Source organism: Avibacterium sp. 21-594, from assembly GCF_026226815.1.
GTDB classification, from domain to species: Bacteria; Pseudomonadota; Gammaproteobacteria; order Enterobacterales; family Pasteurellaceae; genus Avibacterium; species Avibacterium avium.
On record NZ_JAKKOC010000001.1, the window covers coordinates 1,030,288 to 1,053,709 of the forward strand.

The window sequence follows — 23,422 nt, forward strand, 5'->3', positions numbered from 1 at the left end:
AATATTATGGAATTTTTAAAAAAAGTTGAAGTCTGGTTTGTAGTTGGTACCCAGCACTTATATGGCAACGAAGCGTTATCACAAGTTAAAAAAAATGCTGAGCAAATTGTTCAACATTTAAACTCACAGAATCCCTTTTTACAGATTAAATTAAAAAATATTGCCACTACATCTGAAGACGTATTATCTATCTGTCAAGATGCTAATAATCAGGACAAGTGTGTAGGTATTATTGCATGGATGCACACTTTCTCACCAGCAAAAATGTGGATTGCTGGAATTAATCAGTTAAATAAACCCTTACTCCAATTCCATACCCAGCTAAATAAGAATATTCCATGGAATGAAATTGATATGGATTATATGAATCTCCACCAAACGGCACATGGAGATAGAGAATTTGGCTTTATTGTATCGCGCCTACGCAAACCAAGAACTGTAGTTGTAGGTCATTGGAAAAATATTAAAGTAAAACATAAACTAGATCGATGGATGAGAGTAATTGCTGCTATTTATGACCAAAAACACCTAAAAATAGCACGTTTTGGCGATAATATGCGTAATGTTGCAGTAACTGAAGGTGATAAGGTTGAAGCTCAAATAAAATTTGGTTATACCGTTAACGGATATGGCGTATATCAATTAGCAGAAATGATTAATCAAGTAAATGAAGTTGATGTTTTAAAACTGGTAAAAGAATATGAAGAATCTTATCAATTAGTCGATTCTCTAAAAGAGAATGGAGTAAACAGATCTGCTCTATTAGAAAGTGCTCGAATCGAACTAGGCCTAAAACAATTTTTAGATAACGGTGGTTTTCATGCATTTACAGACACTTTTGAAAATCTAAATGGAATAAAACAGCTCCCAGGACTTCCCGTACAGCGACTGATGAAACAAGGGTATGGATTTGGAGCAGAAGGAGACTGGAAAACAGCTGCATTACTACGAGCAATTAAAGTAATGGGCTATGGAATAGAAAAAGGAACGTCATTTATGGAGGATTATACTTATAACCTTGATGATAATAATGAATTAGTTCTTGGTGCCCATATGCTAGAAATCTGTCCAAGTATTGCAAATCAGAAACCTATTTTAGATATAAAACCATTAGGTATCGGTGGAAAAGATGATCCAACACGTCTAATATTTTCCTCCAAAACAGGAGCTGGAATTAATGCAACAATTGTAGATATGGGAAATCGCTTTAGAATGATTGTAGCTGATTTAGATGTAGTCGATAAACCGCAGGCAATGCCTAATCTACCAGTCGGGTCTGCCTTCTGGAAATTAAAGCCTAATTTTGATATCGGCACGCAATCTTGGATTCTAGCCGGTGGCGCGCATCATAGTGTATTTAGCTTAGACATTGATGCTGAAATGTTAAGAACATTTGCTGAATATCTAGAAATTGAATTTATTCATATTAACAAAAATACGGAGCTTGCCTCATTAAAAAATGAATTACGTTGGAATGAAACCTCATATCACTAGTAGAAAAAGTAAGGAAAAGTCAACTCATTGTTTACTATGCTAAATAAGCAATTCCCCAACGAAAAACAGGCTGGTTTCCCAGCCTTTTTATTGATATAAAAAGGGGCTGTAGTAGATTAGCAACAATGCTATACTACAAAAATGAAGATAACATATTGTAAATTAAAGAAATCCATACAGAAAAAACTGCTGGAGTTTTTTATCGCAGAAGTTACTGCAAGAACGGCAGCAAATTTGCTAGATATTCAACCGAATACAGCCGCTTTGTTCTACCATAAAATCAGGCTTGTGATTGACTATCATTTATCCTTTGAAGTTAACGAGATTTTTGAGGGGGAAATTGAACTAGACGAAAGCTATTTTGGTGGTCATCGAAAGGGAAAACGAGGACGAGGAGCGGCTGGAAAAGTTGCTGTTTTTGGGTTACTAAAACGACAAGGAAAGGTATTTACTGTTGTGGTTGAAAACACCAAGAGTGAAACATTACTCCCTGTTATTAAAAGAAAAATCAAGCCTGATAGCTGGGTTTATACGGACACTTATCGCAGTGATGATGCGCTTGATGTGAGTGAATTTCACCACGAACGAATCAATCATTCCGAGCTATTTGCGGTGAAACAAAATCATATTAATGGCATTGAAAATTTTTGGAATCAGGCGAAGCGGATACTGCGAAAATATAATGGAATTAACCGAAAAAACTTTCCTTTATTCTTGAAGGAATGTGAATTTCGGTTTAACTTTGGGACACCAAAAGAGCAGTTAAAAATATTGCGAAAATGGTGTGAAATTTAGGGCTAATCTACTACAGCCCCTTCAATTTTATTAAACATCTTATCAGTTAAACATAAACTTACCTTACGACCTTTTTCTAGCCATAAAAAGCATAACACTCGGATATTTTTTCAAATTATTCCAACCGCTCACCATGTGAAATGAGATCTAAGCCTTGGCGTTCTTCATCTCTGTCCACGCGAAGAGCCATAAATTTGCCCATTATCCATAATAATGCGAAAGAAACCACGCTACTATAAACAAGGGTAATCAGCACACTTTCAATCTGCACCCAAAGGCTGGTATCGTTGCTGCCTGTAATGTCGCTAGAAACAAAAACGCCTGTTAGTACCGCACCGATAATGCCCCCCATACCGTGAATACCGAAAGCATCTAAGGAATCATCATAGCCGAGTTTATATTTCAGCTTGGTTACCGAGAAAAAACATAACACACTAGTGATAAAACCAATCCACACCGCACTTTGTGCCTCTACAAAGCCTGCTGCGGGGGTAATGCCTACCAAGCCAGCAACTGCCCCTGAGGCCAATCCTAAGGCAGAAGGTTTATGACGATAAAGAGCTTCGCATAAAATCCACGCCAAAGCACCAACCGCAGCAGAGATTTGAGTGGTTACCATCGCCATTCCCGCACGACTATCTGCGGCGAGGGCAGATCCTGCGTTGAAGCCGAACCAGCCAATCCATAACATCGCACAGCCAATCAGAGTGAGGGTGAGATTATAGGGTGGCATTGCGTCTTTGCCATAGCCGATACGTTTGCCGATGAACATCGCAGCACATAGCCCCGCAACGCCCGCATTAATATGAATTACCGTTCCACCCGCATAATCTAATACCCCATCTTCAGCCAACCAGCCGCCAATTCCCCATACCCAATGGGCAGTTGGCACATAAACCAGTAATGTCCATAATCCAATGAAAATTAGCACCGCACTAAATTTCATTCGCTCCGCAAAAGCGCCAGTCATAATCGCCCCAGCGATGATAGCAAACGCCATTTGAAAGAGCATAAATACCGATTCAGGAATGGTGCTTGCAGCGGGATAAACCGTGAGTTTTTGTTCTGTGGTAAACACATTTAAACCGTGTAGAAAAAGGCGATCTAGCCCACCGATAAAGGCATTATTGGGCGTAAAAGCAAGGCTATAACCACACACAAACCAGATCACGGCAATCAGGCTACAAGCAGCAAAACTTTGTACCATCACCGACAAAATATTTTTCTTGCGTACCATTCCTGCATAAAACAGGGCTAGCCCAGGGATTGTCATAAACAGAACTAAAATGGTGGATAACATTACCCAAGCGGTATCCCCTGCATTAATTACGGAAAAGGGTTGCACCCAATCTGATAATGCGGCGTGCGATGTCAGGGGGAAACATAAAAGCATTAATAGCCCAACACATTTTTTCATTTTTACACCTCAATTTATTTATAAAGCCTGTTCGCCCGTTTCTCTGGTGCGAATACGCACAACTTGCTCCAAAGGAAGCACAAAAATTTTGCCATCCCCCACTTTTCCACTTTGCGCGGCATCAACGATAGCATCAATCGCGGGTTCAACTAGCTCATCTGCAAGAGCAATATCAATTTGAATTTTAGGAATAAAATCCACCTGATATTCGCTTCCACGATAAATTTCGGTATGCCCCTTTTGTCGCCCAAACCCTTGCACTTGGCTCACCGTAATGCCACGAATACCCACGTCAGTTAAAGCCGCTTTTACATCATCTAACCTAAAAGGTTGAATGATGGCACTGATAAGTTTCATAACGCTCTCCCATATAAATAAACCAGAACAAATTTAGATAACAACAATAAAAATACGATTAAAAATAAAATCTGTCAAATAGAAATGCAAAAAACTTAAAACCTATTTACTAGATTAATTAAATGGGTAAAGATAAGATAAATTAGGATCAATAAACATAGTTAGTTAGCGTTGAATAACGTCCAAATGCAAAACAATTAACTCACAGAGAAATGACAAGACCTAGTCAGAGATTATTCCCATAATAAAAAAATAAACCCACATTCCCCATATTGTGAGCCTCTCCCACAATTTGTGTAAATGCCTGTTTCTGAGATAATACATTAGACACAGGTATTTTATTATGAACGAAAAACAACTCCACGCCTTGGCAGCAGAATTTGCCAAACACCTCAAAACGCCGGAAGACCTTAATCAGTTTTCTCGAATGCTCAAAAAAATCACGGTCGAAGCAGCCCTAAACGCGGAACTGACTGACCACCTTGGTTATGAAAAACATCAGCCACGAAAAGGCAAAAATGCGCGTAACGGCTATACGTCCAAAACTGTGATGTGTGATGAGGGTGAAATGGAAATTGATACCCCTCGTGACCGTGAGGGCACCTTTGAACCGCAGCTTATCAAGAAAAACCAAACCCGAATTACCGGAATGGACGAGCAGATTATCGCCTTATATGCCAAAGGCTTAAGCAATCAAGAAATCGTCGAAATGTTCAAAGAACTCTATGATGCTGATGTGTCAACGAGCTTGATTTCTCGCGTGACAGATTCGGTTAAAGAGCGCGTCTTGGAATGGCAAAATCGCCCGCTTGATGCGGTGTATCCGATTGTTTATTTAGATTGCATCGTGGTCAAAGTGCGTCAAGACGGGCGGATTATCAACAAGTCCGTCTTTGTGGCGTTGGGTGTGAATTTGGAGGGGCATAAAGAATTACTCGGACTCTGGATTGCCGAAAACGAAGGCGCGAAGTTCTGGGCAAACGTGCTAACAGAGCTGCAAAATCGCGGTTTAAAAGACATTTTAATTGCGTGTGTGGACGGTTTAAAAGGCTTTCCTGACGCCATTAATGCCGTTTATCCCCAAACCAAGATTCAGCTTTGCATTGTGCATTTGGTGCGTAATAGTTTGAAATATGTGTCATGGAAAGATTACAAGGCGGTGACTGCGGATTTAAAACAGGTGTATCAAGCCCCGACGGAGATGCAAGCACGCGAGAATTTGACCGCACTTTCGCAAAAATGGCAGGAAAAATACCCGCTTGTAGCGAGAGGTTGGGAGGAGAATTGGGCGAATATCGCGACATTTTTTGATTATCCGTCGGATATTCGCAAAGCGATTTATACCACCAATGCGGTGGAGTCACTCAATAGCGTGATTCGGCGAGTCATTAAAAAACGCAATGTATTCCCGACGGATGAGTCGGTGTTCAAGGTAATATGGCTGGCGATGAAAGATGCGTCAAAGAAATGGACAATGCCGATTCAAAACTGGAAACAGGCAATGAATCGTTTTATGATTGATTTTGGTGATCGCCTCGACGATCACCGTTAAGTTGAAATGGGTGTTTACACAGAATTTGGGATAGGGTCCATATTGTTAGGGAAATGTGAATTTGTCAGTAGGCGGTATAAAATACCTATTATGTGCTGTTGCTATTTATACGAGAAAAATTATTCCCAACCTAATGCCTTTTTGATACCAGCACCATATTCAGGATCGCATTTTGTACAGTTATCAATATGACGCTGTTTGATAAAATCTGGCGCATCGCCCATTGCCCGTGCCGTATTTTCAAATAATACTTGTTTTTGTTCCGCACTCATTAATTGGAACAAGGCACGAGGCTGGCTGAAATAATCTGAATCATCTTCTCGATAATCCCAGAAATCAGCATCACCTGTGATCTTTAATGGTGGCTCTTTATATTGTGGCTGCTCTTGCCATTGGCTGAAGCTGTTTGGCTCATAATGCGGCAGGCTACCATAGTTTGCGTCCACACGTCCTTGACCATCACGGTGGTTACTGTGTACAGGGCAACGTGCACGGTTTACAGGGATTTGCTGATAGTTCACGCCTAAACGATAACGCTGTGCGTCTGCATAGTTGAACAGACGTGCTTGTAGCATACGGTCTGGTGATACGCTAATTCCCGGCACTAAATTACTTGGTGCAAACGCAGATTGTTCTACATCTAAGAAGAAATTTTCTGGATTGCGATTAAGCTCAAATTCACCCACCTCAATTAATGGATAATCTTTTTTCGGCCATACTTTGGTAAGATCGAAAGGATGATAAGGCACTTTTTCTGCGTCTTTTTCTGGCATAATTTGCACAAACATCGTCCATTTCGGGAAATCACCACGTTCAATGGCTTCATATAAATCACGTTGGTGGCTTTCGCGATCTTTACCGATAATCGCTTCAGCTTCGGCATCTGTAAGGTTTTTAATCCCTTGCTGTGTGCGGAAATGGAATTTCACCCAAAAACGCTCATTTTCCGCATTGATAAAGCTATAAGTGTGCGAGCCGTAGCCGTGCATATGACGATAACTTGCCGGGATACCGCGATCACTCATCACGATGGTTACTTGGTGTAGCGCTTCTGGTAATAATGTCCAGAAATCCCAGTTATAAGTAGCAGAACGCATATTCGTACGAGGATCACGTTTCACCGCTTTGTTAAGATCTGGGAATTTACGCGGATCACGCAAGAAGAACACAGGCGTGTTGTTGCCCACCATATCCCAGTTACCTTCCTCGGTATAAAATTTCAGTGCGAAACCACGAATATCACGCTCTGCATCTGCCGCCCCACGCTCACCGGCTACTGTGGTAAAACGCGCGAACATTTCCGTTTTCTTACCAATTTCACTAAAAATTTTCGCTCGGGTATATTTAGTAATATCGTGAGTAACGGTGAATGTCCCGAATGCACCTGAACCTTTCGCGTGCATACGGCGCTCAGGGATCACTTCACGCACAAAGTTCGCTAATTTTTCTTGCAGCCACACATCTTGGGCTAAAAGTGGTCCGCGTGGCCCTGCGGTTAAACTGTTTTGGTTATCCACCACTGGCGCACCAAAATCGGTGGTTAAGTGAGTAACCGGACATTTTTTGATTGAATCAGACATACTCTTTTCCTTTTTGTTATGGGAGAAAACGAGATTTATCATAACAAGATCGACATAGAAAGAATAAATGGAAATCTATATTGATTTGATAGGGCTAAGATAGGTATTGCCTAATATTTTAAGGAAAAGTGCGGTAAAAATTTTATGAATTTTTGCAAAAATAAAAAAGCCAACCCTTAGGCTGGCTTTTGGAATCTTGTATTATCAAGATTATAGGCTGCTTTGATCTACTGCAACGCCTGCACCTTGAGTGGTAGAAAGACTTACTTTCTTAATGAATACACCTTTCGCAGAAGCAGGTTTTGCTTTTGTTAAGGCGGCTAATAACGCTTGTAAGTTTTCTTTTAATTGCTCAGGGGTGAAGTCTGCTTTACCAATTGTGGTGTGAATGATACCGTTTTTATCATTACGGTAACGAACCTGACCAGATTTTGCATTTTTCACTGCTTCAGCAACGTTTGGAGTTACAGTACCCACTTTCGGGTTTGGCATTAAGCCACGTGGCCCTAAGATTTGACCTAACTGACCTACAACACGCATTGCATCAGGAGAAGCGATAACCACATCAAAGTCCATTTCGCCTTTCTTGATTTGCTCTGCTAAATCTTCCATACCCACTAAATCTGCCCCCGCTTCTTTCGCAGCTTCTGCGTTAGCACCTTGAGTGAACACAGCAACGCGAACATTACGACCTGTACCGTTTGGTAATACAGTCGCACCACGAACGTTTTGGTCAGATTTACGTGCATCAATACCTAAATTTACTGCCACATCAACGCTTTCTACGAATTTAGGGCTAGTAAATTGTTTTAATACTGCGATCGCATCATTGATTTCATAAGCTTTGGTTGAATCAACACCCGCTTTGATTGCTTTCATACGTTTGGTTAGTTTAGCCATTGATTAGTCCTCCACTACCAAACCCATTGAACGTGCAGTACCTTCAATAGATTTCATCTTAGTTTCGATTGTTGCACCAGTCATATCCGCTGCTTTAGTTTCTGCGATTTCACGGATTTGTGCTTGAGTTACTTTACCTACTTTATCTTTGTTCGGTTTACCAGAACCAGATTTAATGCCAGCTGCTTTTTTCAATAATACCGCTGCTGGTGGAGTTTTAGTAACAAAAGTGAATGAACGGTCTGCATATACAGTGATCACTACTGGAATCGGTAAACCTTTTTCTAAACTCTCAGTACGAGCGTTGAATGCTTTACAGAATTCCATAATGTTCACACCTTGTTGACCTAATGCTGGACCAACTGGTGGTGAAGGGTTAGCCATACCTGCTGCAACTTGCAACTTAATATAGGCTTGAACTTTCTTTGCCATTTTAATTTCCTCGTTATGGGTGATAACGCTTTTCAGCTCCCCGTGATTGAAAGCACCTTATAGTAAAATTACCTAACAGTGCGATTACATAAAAATACGAGCAAGGTTTGCTCGTAAGGTTGCGAATTATACAAAATATTCCTTTCAGATTCAAGCAAGATCTCCAACTAAAAGTCAGGAAATTAACCTTCCATATAGGCTTTTAACTCTGAACCTTGCAGCCCCGCATTAAGTGCGATCAACAATTTTAAGCGCGCTTTCTGTGCATTAAGTTCTTTCACAAACATCACGCCTTGCTCTTGCAAACTTGCACCACCGCCGTCATAACCATAAACAGGCTCTGCGATGCCGTTAAAACAACGAGAAACCAAGGCTACGGGAATGTTGTGCGCAAGCAGGCGTTGTAATCCTTTTTCCGCTTGCGGTGGAATATTCCCAGCGCCGAGCGCTTCAATAATCAAGCCATCTAACTGTTGCAGATCTAATTGCTCAAACAGCCAACTGTCCATTCCCGCATAGGCTTTGATGATTTGCACATTTCCGCTCACCGTTTCTAAATAAAAACGCACACGTGGCTCGGCAGTTTTGAAAAACAGAATGTCTTTTTTCATAATCACACCCAAAGGACCGTGTGTTGGCGTTTGGAAGGTGGAAACGTTGGTGGTATGAGTTTTGGTAACATACTTCGCAGCGTGAATTTCATCATTCATCACCACTAACACGCCTTTATCGGCACTTTTCTCAAAACTTGCTACGCGCAACGCGGAAAGGTAATTATAAATACCATCACTACCGAGCTCATTATTGGAACGCATCGCGCCCGTAATCACAATCGGCATTTTCGGCAGCTGCATTGTATCCAGAAAATAAGCGGTTTCTTCCAACGTATCCGTGCCGTGCGTAATCACCACACCATCATAATTTGCACCCTCTTGTTTAATTTTCTGGCTTAACGCCAACATATGCTCAAGGCGAATATGCGGACTAGGAAGATTAAGAAAATCCACCGATTCCACTTCAACATTATGCAAATCAGACCCAACTTTAGTCATAGGATTAGTAGCATTTGGCGCCACTTTCCCCAGGCTGTCCGCGTGCATTGAAATTGTTCCACCTGTGTGGAGAACGAGGAGTTTTTTCATTATTTTTCGATCTTCTATTCTGTTTTAATTGTGCTATTTTAGCATAGCTATTCACAAAAAAATTATCCTTGCCTTTCCAACACCTCTACCAAAATTGGTACATGGCTGTGTTCAATATCTTTCACTGCGGTAACTAATACGACTTCTTTTTGATTGGCGATTTTGTGTAGGAAATCTTGTACTAATAATGCGTTTTGCTGGAGTTCTTGGGCGTATTGTTGGGCAAATTCGGGGTAGGTGATTTCAGCGTGGTGATAGCGGGTTCTTAGCTCGGAAGATGGGGTGATGTCTTTTTCCCAAAGGGTGATGTGGGCTTCTAGTTTAGCAATGCCTCTTGGCCAAAGGCGGTCGATTAGGACGCGGAAATCATTTGGGGAAAAATCTTTGTCGTAAATGCGTTTTACTGTAAATTTCATTTGATGCTCAGGGATTGAATTTAGGGGCTAAATTTAGCCCCTTGTGTTGGTTTGATTAACGTAAGCCTAATTCAAAAATTAAGGATTCCGCTTGGCAGCTAAAGGTAAAATCTGCGCTGAGTAAAAAGCCATTTTCAACTGGGGTAATTTCTGCCTTAATTTGGCAAGGCTCAGTTTCTGCACTTCGCGCTTTGGCTGTGAATTCGGTTAAAGCCTGTTCGGCTTCTTCTTTGCTGGCATAAACACGTTCAAGATGGCTAGTGCAATTACTGTTATCAATAATTGTTCCGACATCAAAGGTATTACAGCCAACGCATTCTACGGGATTCTCTTTTTTCATTTTATGACTCCTATTTTTAATTTTTATATGATAAATGCGGTTGAAAAATATTGAAATTTTATACCGCACTTTATTTTTATGCAAAAAAAGCGATGAGTTATCTCATCGCTCTTTGATCATTTACACATCATAAGTGGTTGATGCGGTATTACCACCACGTCCTGTCCAGTTAGTATGGAAAAATTCACCACGTGCTTTATCTTTACGTTCATAAGTATGTGCGCCGAAGTAATCACGTTGTGCTTGAAGTAGGTTAGCTGGTAAATTTGCTGAAGTGTAGCCATCTAAGAAGGTGATCGCACTTGCCATACACGGCATTGGAATGCCCACTTCAATGGATTTTGCCACCACTTTACGCCAATCACTTAAGGCATTTTCTAGGATGTTTTTAAAGTATGGATCTGATCCTAAGAAAATCAGATCTGGGTTGGCTTCATAAGCATCACGGATATTGCCTAAGAAACGGCTACGAATGATACAACCCTCACGCCATAATAAGGCCGTTGCACCGTAGTTAATGTTCCAACCGAAGTTTTCAGAGGCTTCGCGGATTAACATAAAGCCTTGTGCATAAGAGATAATTTTTGAGGCAAGTAACGCTTTACGCACCGCTTCAATCCAAATCTGTTTATCTCCTTCCACAGGCTGAATGGTTTTGTTGAACAATTTAGAGGCGGCAATACGTTGATCTTTAAAGGAAGAAACGCAGCGGGCAAACACAGATTCGGTGATTAAGGTTAATGGAATACCGAAATCAAGAGCGTTGATCCCTGTCCATTTACCTGTCCCTTTTTGTCCTGCGGTGTCTAAGATTTTTTCTACCAATGGTTCGCCATCGGCATCTTTATAACCAAGAATATCGGTGGTGATGTCGATTAAATAGCTATCCAGCTCGGTTTTTTTCCATTCAGCGAAGATTTTTTGCATTTCGTCATAGCTTAAACCTAAGCCATCTTTTAAGAATTGATAGGCTTCACAGATAAGTTGCATATCGCCGTATTCAATGCCGTTATGCACCATTTTCACGAAATGGCCCGCACCTTCTTGACCAACCCAATCACAGCAAGGCTCACCTTTGTCGGTTTTGGCAGAGATCGCTTGTAGGATAGGTTTTACATAAGGCCAAGCTTCTGCGTTACCACCCGGCATAATTGATGGCCCGTGACGCGCGCCTTCTTCACCGCCAGATACGCCAGCACCCACAAAGCGAATGCCTTTTTCCGCCAATTCTTTCACGCGGCGGTTGGTGTCTGGATAGTTTGAGTTTCCGCCATCAATAATGATGTCGCCTTCTTCTAAGTGAGGTAGTAAGGCATTGATAAATTGATCAACCACTTCACCTGCACGTACCATTAACATCACTTTGCGCGGTTTTTCTAATTTGCTCGCCAAATCTTCTAGCGAGTAAGCGCCAATAATATTTGTGCCTTTTGCCGCGCCTTCTAAAAATTCGTCCACTTTTGAGGTGGTACGGTTATACGCCACCACTTTAAAGCCGTGGTCATTCATATTTAAAATTAAGTTTTGTCCCATTACCGCTAAACCGATAACGCCGATATCGCCTTTTTGACTCATAACTTTCTCCTGTTTCGTTATAATCAGTTGCTGCCTTTATGAAAGGCTAGGTTGATGAAATCTGTTGTTGAATAACCACAGATTTCTGCAAAATAATCTGCTGAAATTCTGATGATGTTGCTGCCCAATCCACAAGATCCACTTGCCAAGGTAAATCGCTTTCTGAAAAAGCGTTTTCTACTTCACACAGCGTTCTTAAGGAAAGGGGCTGTGTTGTCATTACCACTAAATCAAGATCTGAAAAGGGATGTGCTGTGCCTTTCACCCTTGAGCCAAAGGCACGCACTTCATACTCGCTCAAGTAAGTGCGGAGTATTTTTTCTACAATTTCAAGATGTTGAGGTTGAATATCAATCATCATTATTACGCTGCTGTAATTGGTTGAGCAAGTTCTTGGCGGAAGCTAAAAAACCGATCATTTGTTCATAAACTTGTTGCGCCTTATTTTGATCGTAAGTATGCGAGGTGATGTTGCGCATTTTGCGATAGAGCAGCCAATTTTCCACTTGCTCAATTAAGCCTGCTTTTGCACTCAAACGCAAAATATCACGGAAATCTGCACTGTCAATTTCATTGGGGGCTTCTGCAATCAGTTTTAATTGGCGTTTCATCATTTTGATGCTTAACTCATAAACAAATTCAAATTTTTGAATGCAACCAGCGATAAGGGTATCTTGCACAATATTTTCTTGTGCTGTAAACCATTGCTTATCCGCCAGTTTGGCTAAGGTCATTTCAAGTGAATTAAACGCCTTTTCTAAGGCTGAGAGATCCAGTTGATCCATTTATTTTCCCAATAAAAATTTGCTAAAAAATCACCGCACTTTTATTTTATTACAACAACTTTGCCGCCTCTTTATCCAAATACCACTCTGTTACTCCATTTTTCGCCTTGATTTTCGCGGCGGGATAAGGCAGATTTTCCGCTGGCGTGCTTTGAATTTCTTTTAAAATTTCCGCTTTAGCTCCCCCTGTTACCAAATAGGTAATGCGTTTGGCTTGCTCAAGCAATTTGGCGGTTTTGGAAATTCTCACTTGCCCTGTTTCTGGGTGTTTGGCGATCACCGCTAAATTTTCGTCATCAAAATTGGTTTGATGTGGGAATAATGAGGCGGTATGCCCGTCTGCGCCCATTCCTAAAATAATCCAATCAAACTCGCCGTTCGGCACGACTTCTGCCAGTTCATTTTGAAAGCGCACGAGCTCCTGCTCCACAGGGGCTTCACCACGAATACGGTGAATGTTTTCTGCTGGAATCTCAATGTGATCGAACAATAATTTTTGTACTTCACCATAATTGCTTTCAGGATCAGAAGGTACAACCATACGATCATCGCCCCACCAAAAATGCAAGTTTTTCCATTGGATAGCTTGGTTATACGGTGCTGTTGCCAAGGTTTTAAACAAAAGTTTTGGCGTGCTGCCGCCTGAAAGTGAAATATGCACAGGGCGACCTTCAAGGCTGTATTGCTTGAGTTCTTCAGCGATTTTTTCCACCGCACTTTGCGCATTTTCAAAAATAACGTTGTTCATTCTGTTCTCCGAAGATCCCCTAGCTCCCGTAAGAGCGGGGGGATTGGTTAGACTTTTTTCTTCATTAAACCGCTGGGTTTACGCCAAACGCGTCCTGTGCGTGCGATCAGTTTATCTGCTTCTGTTGGCCCCCAAGTACCGGCTTCATAGTCATAAATGCGTCCACGAGCGGCTTTGTAATCTAAAATAGGTTGCACAAATTTCCAACAAGCGTGTACGGCATCAGTACGCGCAAACAAGGTAGCATCGCCTTTCATTGCGTCCAGTAATAAACGATCATAAGCACTTAATAAGCTTGGTTGAGCAAGATCCGCATAGCGGAAATCCATAGATACTTCTTTTGCTTCAAAACCTGCGCCCGGCTTTTTCAAACCAAAACGCATTGAAATACCTTCATCAGGCTGAATGCGAATAATTAGTTTATTTTCAGGGGCATTTTGGCTAAATACAGGGTGTGGTGTCGTTTTAAAATGAATAACCACTTCTGTTACCCGTGCTGGTAAGCGTTTTCCTGTACGGACATAAAATGGCACCCCTGCCCAACGCCAGTTATCAATTTCACAACGTAATGCCATATAAGTTTCAGTATTAGAATCCGGTGGCACACCTTTTTCTTCGAGGTAACCTTTAACCTCTTTACCTTCAATAACGCCACGAGTATATTGCCCAAGTACAAGATTATGTTTAACATCTTCTTCACTTAATGGGTGTAGGCAGTGCAATACTTTTGCCACTTCATCACGCATTGAATCCGCGTTAATAATGGCGGGCGGTTCCATTGCAACCATCGCAAGCACTTGTAATAGGTGATTTTGGAACATATCACGCATTGCGCCAGAGCCGTCGTAATATCCTCCACGTTCTTCTACACCAAGCTGTTCAGCCCCAGTAATTTCAATATAATCAATGAAATTACGGTTCCATAACGGCTCAAATAGACCATTAGAAAAACGTAATACTAATAAGTTTTGAACGGTTTCTTTGCCAAGATAATGGTCGATACGATAGATTTGATGTTCTTCAAAAAAGCGATGAATTTGAATATCAAGTGTTTTGGCAGTTTTAATATCATAGCCAAAGGGTTTTTCCACAATTAAACGTTTCCAGCCATAGTCTTCGGTATTTAAACCGTGTGCCGCAAGACATTCAGGAATCACGCCGTACAGGCTTGGTGGTGTGGACATATAATAAAGTGTGTTGCCTTCAGTGTGATATTTTTCGTGCAATTCGGTTAAGCGAGGCACGAGTTTGGCGTAATCTTTGGCATCAGAGGTATTGATTGTTTGGTAATACAGATGGCTGCAAAATTGTTCAAGTATTTCGCCTTCCGCTTTTTCTGTCTTGATTAAGGCTTGACGCATTTTTGTGCGAAATTGCTCATCCGTCATTTCTGTTCTTGCTACGCCTAGCACGGAGAAATCTTCCGCTAAACGCCCGAGTTTGTATAAGTTGTAAAGTGCTGGGATTAATTTACGGTGCGTTAAATCACCTGATGCCCCAAAAATCACGATACAGTTTTTTTCTGCGTTGTGGTTTGTCATATGATTGCTATCCATTTTTAAAAGAGTGGTAATAATATGCGCAAATTCGGCAAATTACCAATAGTTCTCATTAATTAAATTGAAAGATGTTGTGCCAGTTTAATTGTGCGTCTGCCACCATAACAAAATCAGGGTTTACTAAGCTTTCACGCTGATTGTAAGTGAGTGGCTGGAAATGGCGATCAAAAATTTTACCGCCCATTTCAGCTAAAATAATTTCAGCCGCTGCGGTATCCCATTCTCCTGTTTCGCCTAATCGAATATAACAATCTGCCGCCCCTTCTGCAACTTTTACGCTTTTTATGCCACTTGAGCCAATAATCTCAAAATGGTAATTAAAATTTGGCTGCAAAATTGACCGCACTTTCTTTTTCGCAGAATGCGATCCTACAACAATACGAATGGGCTGTGATAAATTAACCGGTTGTCTGTTAAGTGCGGTGGTTTTTTGCGTTGTTTTTTTATAGGCGCCTAAGCCCTGTGCGGCGTAATAGGTTTGTTTGGTTTGCGGGCAATGAATCACGCCTAGCACTGGGCGATGATGATGTACCAAGGCAATTAATACTGAAAAATGCCCTGTGCGATTAATAAATTGTTGCGTGCCATCTAAGGGATCAACAAGCCAATAGGTTTGCCATTGCTGTCTTTTGTGAAAAGGGATTTTACAATATTCTTCTGATAAGACGGGATAAGCTGGGGTAAGGGCGCGAAGCTTTTCCATTAAAAATTGACTGACAAAAAGATCTGCTTCTGTAACTGGGGTATTATCCGCTTTTATGTATGAGGTAAGATTTTTGTTGTAAAACCGATTGAGGTGATGGCCCGCTTGTTCTGCAATCATTAGTACCGATTGTAATAAAGAAGAATCAAATAACAAAACCGCCTCCCAAAAGATGAACCAGATCCAGATAATGAAATGAGTATAGCAAAGGGGATAAAAAGAAAAAAGGGCAAGTATTATCTTGCCCTTAATTAACAAATAAAGATAAATTGAAACAGATTATCACTTATCCTTTTTTCGCCCGAAGTACACGTAATGCATAAATCACGATACCCGCGATAAAGACCGCGAAGCCAAGCCATTCTGCTGTGCTATCCCAGTTTTCCAGCGAAAGTGCTAATGGTGCATCTGAGCCACCAGACGTAACGGAAGCAGCAATAATGAAGGCAAGGATAACGCCAATTAAACTTTCTCCAACAATTAAGCCTGCGGCAAATAGCGTACCGTAGCGATCGGCTTTTTTCTTCACTTCTTCCACATTTTTACCATTACGATGGGCATAAGCCGTTAAATGGCGATTAATAAACCAAGCCAGTACCGCACCAATGACAATTGGCATATTTACAACAGGTGGTAAATAAATCCCCATTCCCACGGCAAGTGCAGGTAACGCAAAACGATTATGGCTTGCTTTTTTCAATAGAAGATCAAGCATAATGAGGACTAAACCTAATCCAATCCCCATAAAGATATAAGACCATTCTAAATTGCTAGAAAAAATACCTGTTGCAATGGTAGTCATTAAGGTTGCTTGTGGCGCTGAAAGTGCTTGAGAAGGATCCATATCAGCGCGTGGTAATGCTCCCGTAAAGCCATAAGCGTGATAAAGAATTTCTAATACTGGGGCAATAACTAATGCACCAACAACACAACCGATAATCAGTGCGACTTGCTGACGCCAAGGTGTGGCTTCAACTAATAGCCCTGTTTTTAAATCTTGTAAGTTGTCATTTGAGATTGCCGCTGTGGTAACCACAATAGAACCAGAAAAAATAGTCAGTGCAGTTAAAAATTTCATTCCTTCTGCGCTTTCAATAAGCCCTGTGAATTTACCTAATGCAAGTAAGGTTAAGGAAATAAGTACCACAGAAATGATTCCAATTCCTGAAATTGGGCTAGATGATGATCCGACAAGACCAGCCATATATCCACAGGCTGCAGCAACGAAGAAACCAATAAATACTGCTAATAGCGTACATACAATAACAAATAAGAAGGCATACTCAGTCGCAATTGGCGCTTCCGCGATAAAATGGTGTAATGCAACCATAATTAATGCAACAGATGTAATCGTGATATAGATCATTGATTTAGGTGATAAATCTAACTGAGTACGTTCACTACTTTGCGCTGATGGATCTTTTAATGCTCGGAAAGATTGTGCCATTCCTTGGATCATAGGCTTCATTAAGACAAGTAAGGTCCAAATCGCTGCAATACCAATGGTACCCACACCAATAAAACGCACTTTACTTTTCCAAATACCCATTGCATAGCTAATCATCTCGCCATCAACAGGCATTGATGATGCGCTAGTGAAATAGGGAACAGCAATTCCCCAAGTGAGAAAAATACCGATTAAAATTGCAATACCACCGACAATACCGACTAAATAACCGGCGCCTAATAAAGCGAAAGAAAACCCCATCGGTACTTGGAAAACTGCATTACCACCTTTAAACCATAAACTTGCCCCATCAGCAATAATGCGCAAGCCATTTGTTGCAAAACTAACTATTGCAGCAATGATACCTCCAGTCGCAATTTCTTTGATACCTGTATCATTTTCTCCTTCTTGGTGATTTCCTGCTTTAAGAATTTCAGCCGCCGCAACCCCTTCAGGATAAGGTAAATCACTTTTAGCCACCATTACTTGACGCAACGGGACAGTGAAAATCACCCCTAAAATTCCCCCTGATGCACAAATTAAAAGGGTTTGCCAGAATGGAAAATCTTGCCAATATCCCATCATTAATAAGCCTGGAATAACGAAAATCACCGAAGAGAGTGTACCTGCGGCAGAGGCTTGGGTTTGTACCATATTATTTTCTAGAATAGTTGACCCAGAAAACATTTTTAATACTGCCATAGAGATTACAGCGGCAGGAATGGATGAAGCAAAAGTTAGCCCCACCTTTAAGCCTAAATAGACATTTGATGCGGTGAAAATCACCGTAATTAACGCACCTAAGAACATTCCTCGGAAGGTAAGTTCTTTTAAACTTGGCGCTGAGTGATACGAAGTTTGCATATTTCTCCCCAATTTTTGTAATAAAAACATCTCATTCTATATCAATTTTATCTAATAAGATCAATTTTTTGTTTTCATCTTCCGTTATGGCATAAAATACAATAAAAAATGACCGCACTTGATTAGGAGAAATAAATGGCAAAACAAAACGTGCGTAATGCGGATAAAAATGATGAAGTTCGTCTAGATAAATGGCTTTGGGCAGCTCGATTTTATAAGACGCGTACCATCGCCAAAGAAATGATAGATGGCGGTAAAGTCCATTACAATAATCAGCGTACTAAACCGAATAAAACTGTCGAAGTGGGCGCATTGATCAAATTACGTCAAGGCAATGAAGAAAAAGAAGTGCAAGTGTTAGCCCTTTCCACCCAACGACGTGGTGCGCCAGAAGCACAATTGTTATATCAAGAAACCGCACAGAGTGTTGAAAAACGGGAAAAATGGGCCATTGCACGCAAAAATAATGCCCTTTCTATGCCAAACCCTGAACGCCGACCAAATAAAAAAGAGCGGCGAGATTTACTTAAGTTTAAATATCAAGAGTAGCCTTGTTATTTGTAGAATGATCCCAATATAAAGGCAAATTGCCAAGTTAATGAACTCATTGATCTAATCCGTGCTTGGCGTTATTTAAGTATTATTGAGGACAATATGACATATCAAGCTGACAACGACAAACTTTATCGTTATTTATTTAAACATCGAGCGGTACGTGGTGAATGGGTACGGTTAAATCAAAGTTTTAAAGAGACTTTAAATACCCACCATTATCCGAAAGTGGTGCAAAACTTACTGGGTGAAATGATGGTGGCAACCAGTTTACTCACCGCCACATTAAAATTTAATGGCAGTATTACCGTACAAATTCAAGGTGATGGACCACTTTCTTTAGCCTTAGTGAATGGTTCCGATGATCAAAAAATCCGCGCATTAGCCCGTTTACAAGGTGAAGTACGTGATGAGATGACACTAAGTGAAATGATTGGTAAAGGGGTGTTAGTCATCACCATCACTCCAAATGAAGGCGAGCGTTATCAGGGCGTGATTGGTTTAGATAAACCAACGATTACGGAATGTTTAGAAGATTATTTCGTGCGTTCTGAGCAGTTGCAAACCCAGCTTATTATCCGTACTGGTGAATTTAATGGTGAGCCTGTGGCAGCGGGAATGTTGTTGCAAGTAATGCCTGATGGCGTGGGCGAAGAAGGAGATTTTGAGCATCTTGCTACCCTTACTGCGACGGTAAAAGATGAGGAAATCTTTGGATTAAGTGCCGAAGAGCTACTTTATCGTTTATATCACGAAGAAACCGTAGAAATTTATCCCGCACAAAATGTGGAATTTTTCTGTGGCTGCACCCAAGAACGTTCGGGCGGGGCATTGCTATTATTACCAGAAAACGAAATTGACGAAATTCTCGCCGAACACAACGGCAGCATTGATATGCAATGCGAATGTTGCGGCACGCATTATTTCTTTAATAAAGAAGCCATTGAAAAATTGCGCGATTCCGCACAATAATTTGATTAGCACGAACTTCGGTTCGTGCTTTTTTATTTCTCTTTCCTTATCTTTTCCTTGATTCACATCACAAAACTTAACTATTTTGAGTAATGGAATGGTTTTTTTCTGATTTTGAGATCTACCTAACATTTTTTTTTTCGTACTTCACATAGAATACCGCTATCTTTTTTAATATTAACTTAATTGAGGTATATCTTATGACTGACGTAAAAAAACTTGTGGCAGAATTGGGTAACTTGGGTATTTATGATGTAAAAGATGTGGTGTATAACCCAAGTTATGAGCAGCTTTTCGAGGAAGAAACTAAGGAAGGTTTAGAAGGCTTTGAGAAAGGAACGGTTACCCAATCTGGTGCTGTTGCGGTGGATACAGGGATTTTCACAGGTCGTTCACCGAAAGATAAATACATCGTATTAGATGAGAAAACCAAAGACACCGTATGGTGGACAAGCGATGCGGCGAAAAACGATAACAAGCCTATGAACCAAGCCACTTGGCAAAGTTTAAAAGAGTTAGTGACTAAACAGCTTTCAGGCAAACGTCTATTTGTGGTGGACGCATTCTGTGGTGCGAACCCAGATACTCGCTTAGCCGTGCGTATTATTACAGAAGTGGCGTGGCAAGCTCACTTTGTAACCAATATGTTTATTCGTCCGTCAGCGGCAGAATTAGAAAACTTCAAACCTGATTTTGTGGTAATGAATGGTTCAAAAGTAACCAATCCAAATTGGAAAGAACAAGGCTTAAATTCTGAAAACTTTGTGGCGTTTAACATCACAGAAGGTATTCAATTAATCGGTGGTACTTGGTACGGCGGTGAAATGAAAAAAGGAATGTTCTCAATGATGAATTATTTCCTTCCACTTAAAGGTATCGCCTCAATGCATTGTTCTGCCAACGTCGGCAAAGAAGGTGATGTGGCAATTTTCTTCGGTTTATCTGGTACAGGGAAAACCACGCTTTCAACAGATCCAAAACGCCAATTGATCGGTGATGATGAACACGGTTGGGACGATGATGGTGTATTTAACTATGAAGGTGGTTGCTATGCTAAAACCATCAAATTATCAGAAGAAAGTGAGCCAGATATTTATCGTGCAATTAAGCGTGATGCTTTGTTAGAAAATGTGGTGGTGAGAGCAGATGGCTCTGTGGATTATGATGACGGCTCAAAAACAGAAAACACCCGTGTTTCTTACCCAATCTATCATATTGAGAATATTGTAAAACCCGTTTCTAAAGCGGGTCATGCGAAAAAAGTGATTTTCTTAACCGCTGATGCTTTCGGGGTGTTACCACCAGTAGCAAAATTGACACCAGAGCAAACCAAATACTACTTCTTATCTGGTTTCACAGCGAAATTAGCGGGAACAGAACGTGGTATCACTGAACCAACGCCTACTTTCTCAGCCTGTTTTGGTGCGGCATTCTTATCACTTCACCCAACGCAATATGCAGAAGTGTTAGTAAAACGTATGGAAGCCGCTGGCGCAGAAGCTTACCTTGTGAATACAGGTTGGAACGGCACAGGCAAACGTATCTCAATTAAAGATACTCGTGGCATTATCGATGCGATCTTAGATGGCTCAATTGATAAAGCTGAAATGTCTGAATTACCAATCTTCAACTTAGCGATTCCAAAAGCCTTGCCGGGGGTTGATCCTGCGATTTTAGATCCGCGTGATACTTATGCAGACAAAGCACAATGGCAAGCCAAAGCGGAAGACTTAGCAAACCGCTTTGTGAAAAACTTTGAAAAATATGCGACCAATGAAGAAGGTAAAGCCTTAATCGCAGCAGGGCCAAAAGCTTAATAAGATTGAAAAATAAGTAAAAAAATGACCGCTCTTTTTAAGAGCGGTCTTCTTTTTTACAAAAAGAAATTAGAAAATAAGCTTATTTTCTTTTTGAACGCGATTTAAAGCCACCTTCATCAAAAGAGCGGTGGTTTTTTTCTTTAAATTTGCGATCCCCTTTGCCACGGGCAAAGCGATCATCAGAGCGTCCACGGCCTTTTCCACCAAAGTTTTTTTCTTTCCCTTTGCTTTCGCCACCTTTAGCTTCACCAAGGAAAGACATTTGCATTTGTTTGTTCATTACGCGCGTTTTAGCGAAATGGTTGAGCAATTCTTTTGGCATTCCTTGTGGTAATTCAATGGTGGAATGGTTATCGTAAAGTTTGATATGGCCAATATAACGGCTGTTAATATCCCCTTCGTTAGCAATGGCGCCAACGATATGACGCACTTCCACGCCATCTAAGCGACCTACTTCAATGCGATATAAATCCATTGGTTGTGGATTGCCATAACCACGGCGTTCGGCAGAACGTGGGTTTTCTTTACGGCTGCCACGATCACGGCGTACGCGTTTATCCACGATAGGATCTGGTGGAAGAATTAATTTTTGTTTGCCTTGTAAGAGCATTAACATTGCAGCGGCAATATCTTCTTGATCTTGATCGGCGGTAAACAGATCTTCTAATAAGCTGCGATATTGTTCTAGATCGTGATGTTCCAGCTGTTTGGTGATCTGCGCCACGAATTTTTTACGGCGGCAAGCCTGTAACGCTTCGTGGTTTGGAATTTCGACTTCTTCAATCGGCTTTTTGGTTAAGCGTTCAATGTTTTTTAGTAGGCGGTTTTCTCTTGGTTCAACAAAGAGTAAGGCACGTCCTGCGCGGCCTGCACGCCCAGTTCGCCCGATACGGTGAACATAGCTTTCTGCATCAAGTGGAATATCATAATTCACCACAAGGCTAATTCGCTCCACATCAAGTCCGCGTGCGGCAACATCGGTAGCCACTAAAATATCTAGGCTGCCATTACGCAGGCGATCCAAGGTTTGTTCACGCAGTTGTTGCGTCATATCACCATTGAGAGCGGCGGCACGGAAACCGTGTTTTTCTAGCAATTCGGTAATATCAAGAGTGGCGGTTTTGGTGCGTGCAAAAATGATTGCTGCGTCAAAATCTTCCACTTCAAGAAAACGTAATAAGGCTTCGTTTTTACGAAATCCGTGTACATACCAGCAGCTTTGCGTAATATCAGGCGCAGTGCGTTGTGTTGATTGGATTTTGACTTCTTTTGGATCGTGCATAAAGCGTTTGGTAATGCGGCGAATCGGTTCTGGCATTGTGGCAGAGAAAAGTGCAGTTTGGTGCTGTTCTGGCAACGCTGCCATAACGGTTTCAACATCTTCAATAAAGCCCATACGCAACATTTCATCAGCTTCGTCTAACACGATGGCTTTTAATTCGGAGAGATCAAGGGTGTTGCGTCTAAGGTGATCTAAAATACGTCCCGGTGTTCCCACGACCACTTGCGCCCCTTGTTTTAAGGCACGCAATTGAATGTCATAACGTTGTCCGCCGTAAAGGGTAACAATGTTGATCCCTTTGGCATATTTCATAAATTGTTCGCACGCATCAGCCACTTGAATGGCAAGCTCACGAGTAGGCGCCATAACTAGCATTTGTGGCATTTTTTTATTTGGCTCAATTTGGGCTAATAAAGGGAGAGAAAAGGCGGCGGTTTTTCCACTTCCAGTTTGCGCCATTCCAAGTACATCATCACCTGCGAGAAGGTGGGGAATACAAGCTTGTTGGATTGGCGAAGGGGATTCAAATCCCATATCTGTTACAGCATTAAGGATAAATTCAGGTAAACCTAAATCATTAAAGGTGATTTTTGTTTCAGTCATTAAAATACTCGAATATAAAAAGGAAAGCTCAATTACTTTCAGTTGCACAAAGCCTAGGTGTGGCGAAAAATCGCAGCTTTGCGGATA

The 23,422-nt window shown here is 41.2% G+C and carries 22 protein-coding genes; 6 read left to right on the forward strand and 16 right to left on the reverse strand.

Annotation, left to right across the window (positions count from 1 at the left end):
- Positions 1-6 precede the first annotated feature (6 nt).
- On the forward strand, positions 7-1,494 hold the full coding sequence (araA, locus tag L5B76_RS04790) for an L-arabinose isomerase (protein ID WP_265754461.1): 1,488 nt from the start codon (positions 7-9) through the stop codon (positions 1,492-1,494).
- A gap of 141 nt (positions 1,495-1,635) precedes the next feature.
- Positions 1,636-2,289 (forward strand): IS1595 family transposase, encoded by a 654-nt coding sequence (locus tag L5B76_RS04795; RefSeq protein WP_265754463.1) that lies wholly within the window; start codon positions 1,636-1,638, stop codon positions 2,287-2,289.
- A 115-nt stretch (positions 2,290-2,404) separates the two neighbouring features.
- Here the strand turns inward: L5B76_RS04795 and L5B76_RS04800 are convergent, their stop codons facing one another.
- A complete protein-coding gene (locus L5B76_RS04800) occupies positions 2,405-3,706 on the reverse strand; it encodes an ammonium transporter (protein WP_265754464.1) in 1,302 nt (433 codons plus the stop codon).
- A gap of 18 nt (positions 3,707-3,724) precedes the next feature.
- Positions 3,725-4,063, reverse strand: a complete 339-nt coding sequence (locus L5B76_RS04805) for a P-II family nitrogen regulator (protein ID WP_265754465.1) — start codon at positions 4,061-4,063, stop codon at positions 3,725-3,727.
- Between the two features lie 343 nt (positions 4,064-4,406).
- Between L5B76_RS04805 and L5B76_RS04810 the strand changes: the two genes are divergently transcribed.
- Positions 4,407-5,615, forward strand: a complete 1,209-nt coding sequence (locus L5B76_RS04810) for an IS256 family transposase (RefSeq protein WP_013745008.1) — start codon at positions 4,407-4,409, stop codon at positions 5,613-5,615.
- A gap of 119 nt (positions 5,616-5,734) precedes the next feature.
- Here L5B76_RS04810 and L5B76_RS04815 read toward each other — a convergent pair whose 3' ends face one another.
- The 13 genes from L5B76_RS04815 to L5B76_RS04875 all read right to left on the reverse strand — a co-directional run bounded on the left by L5B76_RS04815 (position 5,735) and on the right by L5B76_RS04875 (position 18,106).
- Positions 5,735-7,195, reverse strand: a complete 1,461-nt coding sequence (locus L5B76_RS04815; protein ID WP_265754467.1) for a catalase — start codon at positions 7,193-7,195, stop codon at positions 5,735-5,737.
- A 210-nt stretch (positions 7,196-7,405) separates the two neighbouring features.
- Complete coding sequence (gene rplA / locus L5B76_RS04820) at positions 7,406-8,095, reverse strand: 50S ribosomal protein L1 (RefSeq protein WP_103854986.1); 690 nt, start codon at positions 8,093-8,095, stop codon at positions 7,406-7,408.
- Positions 8,096-8,098: 3 nt separating this feature from the next.
- Positions 8,099-8,527, reverse strand: a complete 429-nt coding sequence (gene rplK / locus L5B76_RS04825; RefSeq protein ID WP_103854413.1) for a 50S ribosomal protein L11 — start codon at positions 8,525-8,527, stop codon at positions 8,099-8,101.
- A 182-nt stretch (positions 8,528-8,709) separates the two neighbouring features.
- Positions 8,710-9,669 (reverse strand): asparaginase, encoded by a 960-nt coding sequence (locus L5B76_RS04830; RefSeq protein ID WP_265754468.1) that lies wholly within the window; start codon positions 9,667-9,669, stop codon positions 8,710-8,712.
- A 62-nt stretch (positions 9,670-9,731) separates the two neighbouring features.
- Positions 9,732-10,085 (reverse strand): DUF488 domain-containing protein, encoded by a 354-nt coding sequence (locus L5B76_RS04835; RefSeq protein ID WP_265754469.1) that lies wholly within the window; start codon positions 10,083-10,085, stop codon positions 9,732-9,734.
- Positions 10,086-10,140: 55 nt separating this feature from the next.
- A complete protein-coding gene (locus tag L5B76_RS04840; protein WP_265754470.1) occupies positions 10,141-10,425 on the reverse strand; it encodes a YfcZ/YiiS family protein in 285 nt (94 codons plus the stop codon).
- 120 nt (positions 10,426-10,545) lie between these two features.
- Positions 10,546-12,000, reverse strand: coding sequence for a decarboxylating NADP(+)-dependent phosphogluconate dehydrogenase (gene gnd / locus L5B76_RS04845; RefSeq protein WP_265754473.1), 1,455 nt, complete (start codon positions 11,998-12,000; stop codon positions 10,546-10,548).
- 46 nt (positions 12,001-12,046) lie between these two features.
- Positions 12,047-12,358: a nucleotidyltransferase family protein gene (locus tag L5B76_RS04850; RefSeq protein WP_265755523.1), complete on the reverse strand. Its 312-nt coding sequence runs from the start codon at positions 12,356-12,358 to the stop codon at positions 12,047-12,049.
- Positions 12,351-12,785, reverse strand: coding sequence for a nucleotidyltransferase substrate binding protein (locus L5B76_RS04855; RefSeq protein WP_265754474.1), 435 nt, complete (start codon positions 12,783-12,785; stop codon positions 12,351-12,353). The genes L5B76_RS04850 and L5B76_RS04855 overlap by 8 nt, the downstream gene beginning before the upstream one ends.
- 49 nt (positions 12,786-12,834) lie before the next feature.
- The gene (pgl, locus tag L5B76_RS04860; RefSeq protein WP_265754475.1) at positions 12,835-13,533 is read right to left on the reverse strand and encodes a 6-phosphogluconolactonase; all 699 of its coding nucleotides are present in this window, start codon (positions 13,531-13,533) and stop codon (positions 12,835-12,837) included.
- 47 nt (positions 13,534-13,580) lie between these two features.
- On the reverse strand, positions 13,581-15,074 hold the full coding sequence (gene zwf / locus L5B76_RS04865; protein ID WP_265754476.1) for a glucose-6-phosphate dehydrogenase: 1,494 nt from the start codon (positions 15,072-15,074) through the stop codon (positions 13,581-13,583).
- Between the two features lie 70 nt (positions 15,075-15,144).
- Entirely contained in the window at positions 15,145-15,951 is an 807-nt protein-coding gene (gene cysQ, locus L5B76_RS04870; protein WP_265754479.1) for a 3'(2'),5'-bisphosphate nucleotidase CysQ, read from the reverse strand.
- A 130-nt stretch (positions 15,952-16,081) separates the two neighbouring features.
- Complete coding sequence (locus L5B76_RS04875) at positions 16,082-18,106, reverse strand: OPT family oligopeptide transporter (protein ID WP_250351394.1); 2,025 nt, start codon at positions 18,104-18,106, stop codon at positions 16,082-16,084.
- Positions 18,107-18,241: 135 nt separating this feature from the next.
- Here L5B76_RS04875 and hslR point away from each other — a divergent pair, with 135 nt between their 5' ends.
- The 3 genes from hslR (at position 18,242) to pckA (ending at position 21,447) form a co-directional block, all read left to right on the forward strand.
- Positions 18,242-18,655: a ribosome-associated heat shock protein Hsp15 gene (gene hslR, locus L5B76_RS04880; protein WP_250351395.1), complete on the forward strand. Its 414-nt coding sequence runs from the start codon at positions 18,242-18,244 to the stop codon at positions 18,653-18,655.
- 105 nt (positions 18,656-18,760) lie between these two features.
- The gene (gene hslO, locus L5B76_RS04885) at positions 18,761-19,630 is read left to right on the forward strand and encodes an Hsp33 family molecular chaperone HslO (protein WP_265754480.1); all 870 of its coding nucleotides are present in this window, start codon (positions 18,761-18,763) and stop codon (positions 19,628-19,630) included.
- 200 nt (positions 19,631-19,830) lie between these two features.
- Entirely contained in the window at positions 19,831-21,447 is a 1,617-nt protein-coding gene (gene pckA / locus L5B76_RS04890; protein ID WP_265754481.1) for a phosphoenolpyruvate carboxykinase (ATP), read from the forward strand.
- A gap of 82 nt (positions 21,448-21,529) precedes the next feature.
- On the opposite strand, the gene L5B76_RS04895 is transcribed toward pckA, so the two are convergent.
- On the reverse strand, positions 21,530-23,335 hold the full coding sequence (locus L5B76_RS04895) for a DEAD/DEAH box helicase (RefSeq protein ID WP_265754482.1): 1,806 nt from the start codon (positions 23,333-23,335) through the stop codon (positions 21,530-21,532).
- Positions 23,336-23,422 lie beyond the last annotated feature (87 nt).

Coding starts and splice junctions, on each gene's coding strand:
- L5B76_RS04895 (WP_265754482.1), bottom strand. CDS start 23,335: ATGACTGAAACAAAAATCACCTTTAATGATTTAGGTTTACCTGAATTT.
- L5B76_RS04835 (WP_265754469.1), bottom strand. CDS start 10,085: ATGAAATTTACAGTAAAACGCATTTACGACAAAGATTTTTCCCCAAAT.
- L5B76_RS04875 (WP_250351394.1), bottom strand. CDS start 18,106: ATGCAAACTTCGTATCACTCAGCGCCAAGTTTAAAAGAACTTACCTTC.
- L5B76_RS04800 (WP_265754464.1), bottom strand. CDS start 3,706: ATGAAAAAATGTGTTGGGCTATTAATGCTTTTATGTTTCCCCCTGACA.
- L5B76_RS04855 (WP_265754474.1), bottom strand. CDS start 12,785: ATGGATCAACTGGATCTCTCAGCCTTAGAAAAGGCGTTTAATTCACTT.
- L5B76_RS04805 (WP_265754465.1), bottom strand. CDS start 4,063: ATGAAACTTATCAGTGCCATCATTCAACCTTTTAGGTTAGATGATGTA.
- rplK (WP_103854413.1), bottom strand. CDS start 8,527: ATGGCAAAGAAAGTTCAAGCCTATATTAAGTTGCAAGTTGCAGCAGGT.
- L5B76_RS04795 (WP_265754463.1), top strand. CDS start 1,636: ATGAAGATAACATATTGTAAATTAAAGAAATCCATACAGAAAAAACTG.
- araA (WP_265754461.1), top strand. CDS start 7: ATGGAATTTTTAAAAAAAGTTGAAGTCTGGTTTGTAGTTGGTACCCAG.
- L5B76_RS04840 (WP_265754470.1), bottom strand. CDS start 10,425: ATGAAAAAAGAGAATCCCGTAGAATGCGTTGGCTGTAATACCTTTGAT.
- L5B76_RS04815 (WP_265754467.1), bottom strand. CDS start 7,195: ATGTCTGATTCAATCAAAAAATGTCCGGTTACTCACTTAACCACCGAT.
- L5B76_RS04830 (WP_265754468.1), bottom strand. CDS start 9,669: ATGAAAAAACTCCTCGTTCTCCACACAGGTGGAACAATTTCAATGCAC.
- zwf (WP_265754476.1), bottom strand. CDS start 15,074: ATGACAAACCACAACGCAGAAAAAAACTGTATCGTGATTTTTGGGGCA.
- pckA (WP_265754481.1), top strand. CDS start 19,831: ATGACTGACGTAAAAAAACTTGTGGCAGAATTGGGTAACTTGGGTATT.
- rplA (WP_103854986.1), bottom strand. CDS start 8,095: ATGGCTAAACTAACCAAACGTATGAAAGCAATCAAAGCGGGTGTTGAT.
- L5B76_RS04850 (WP_265755523.1), bottom strand. CDS start 12,358: ATGATTGATATTCAACCTCAACATCTTGAAATTGTAGAAAAAATACTC.
- pgl (WP_265754475.1), bottom strand. CDS start 13,533: ATGAACAACGTTATTTTTGAAAATGCGCAAAGTGCGGTGGAAAAAATC.
- hslO (WP_265754480.1), top strand. CDS start 18,761: ATGACATATCAAGCTGACAACGACAAACTTTATCGTTATTTATTTAAA.
- L5B76_RS04810 (WP_013745008.1), top strand. CDS start 4,407: ATGAACGAAAAACAACTCCACGCCTTGGCAGCAGAATTTGCCAAACAC.
- hslR (WP_250351395.1), top strand. CDS start 18,242: ATGGCAAAACAAAACGTGCGTAATGCGGATAAAAATGATGAAGTTCGT.
- gnd (WP_265754473.1), bottom strand. CDS start 12,000: ATGAGTCAAAAAGGCGATATCGGCGTTATCGGTTTAGCGGTAATGGGA.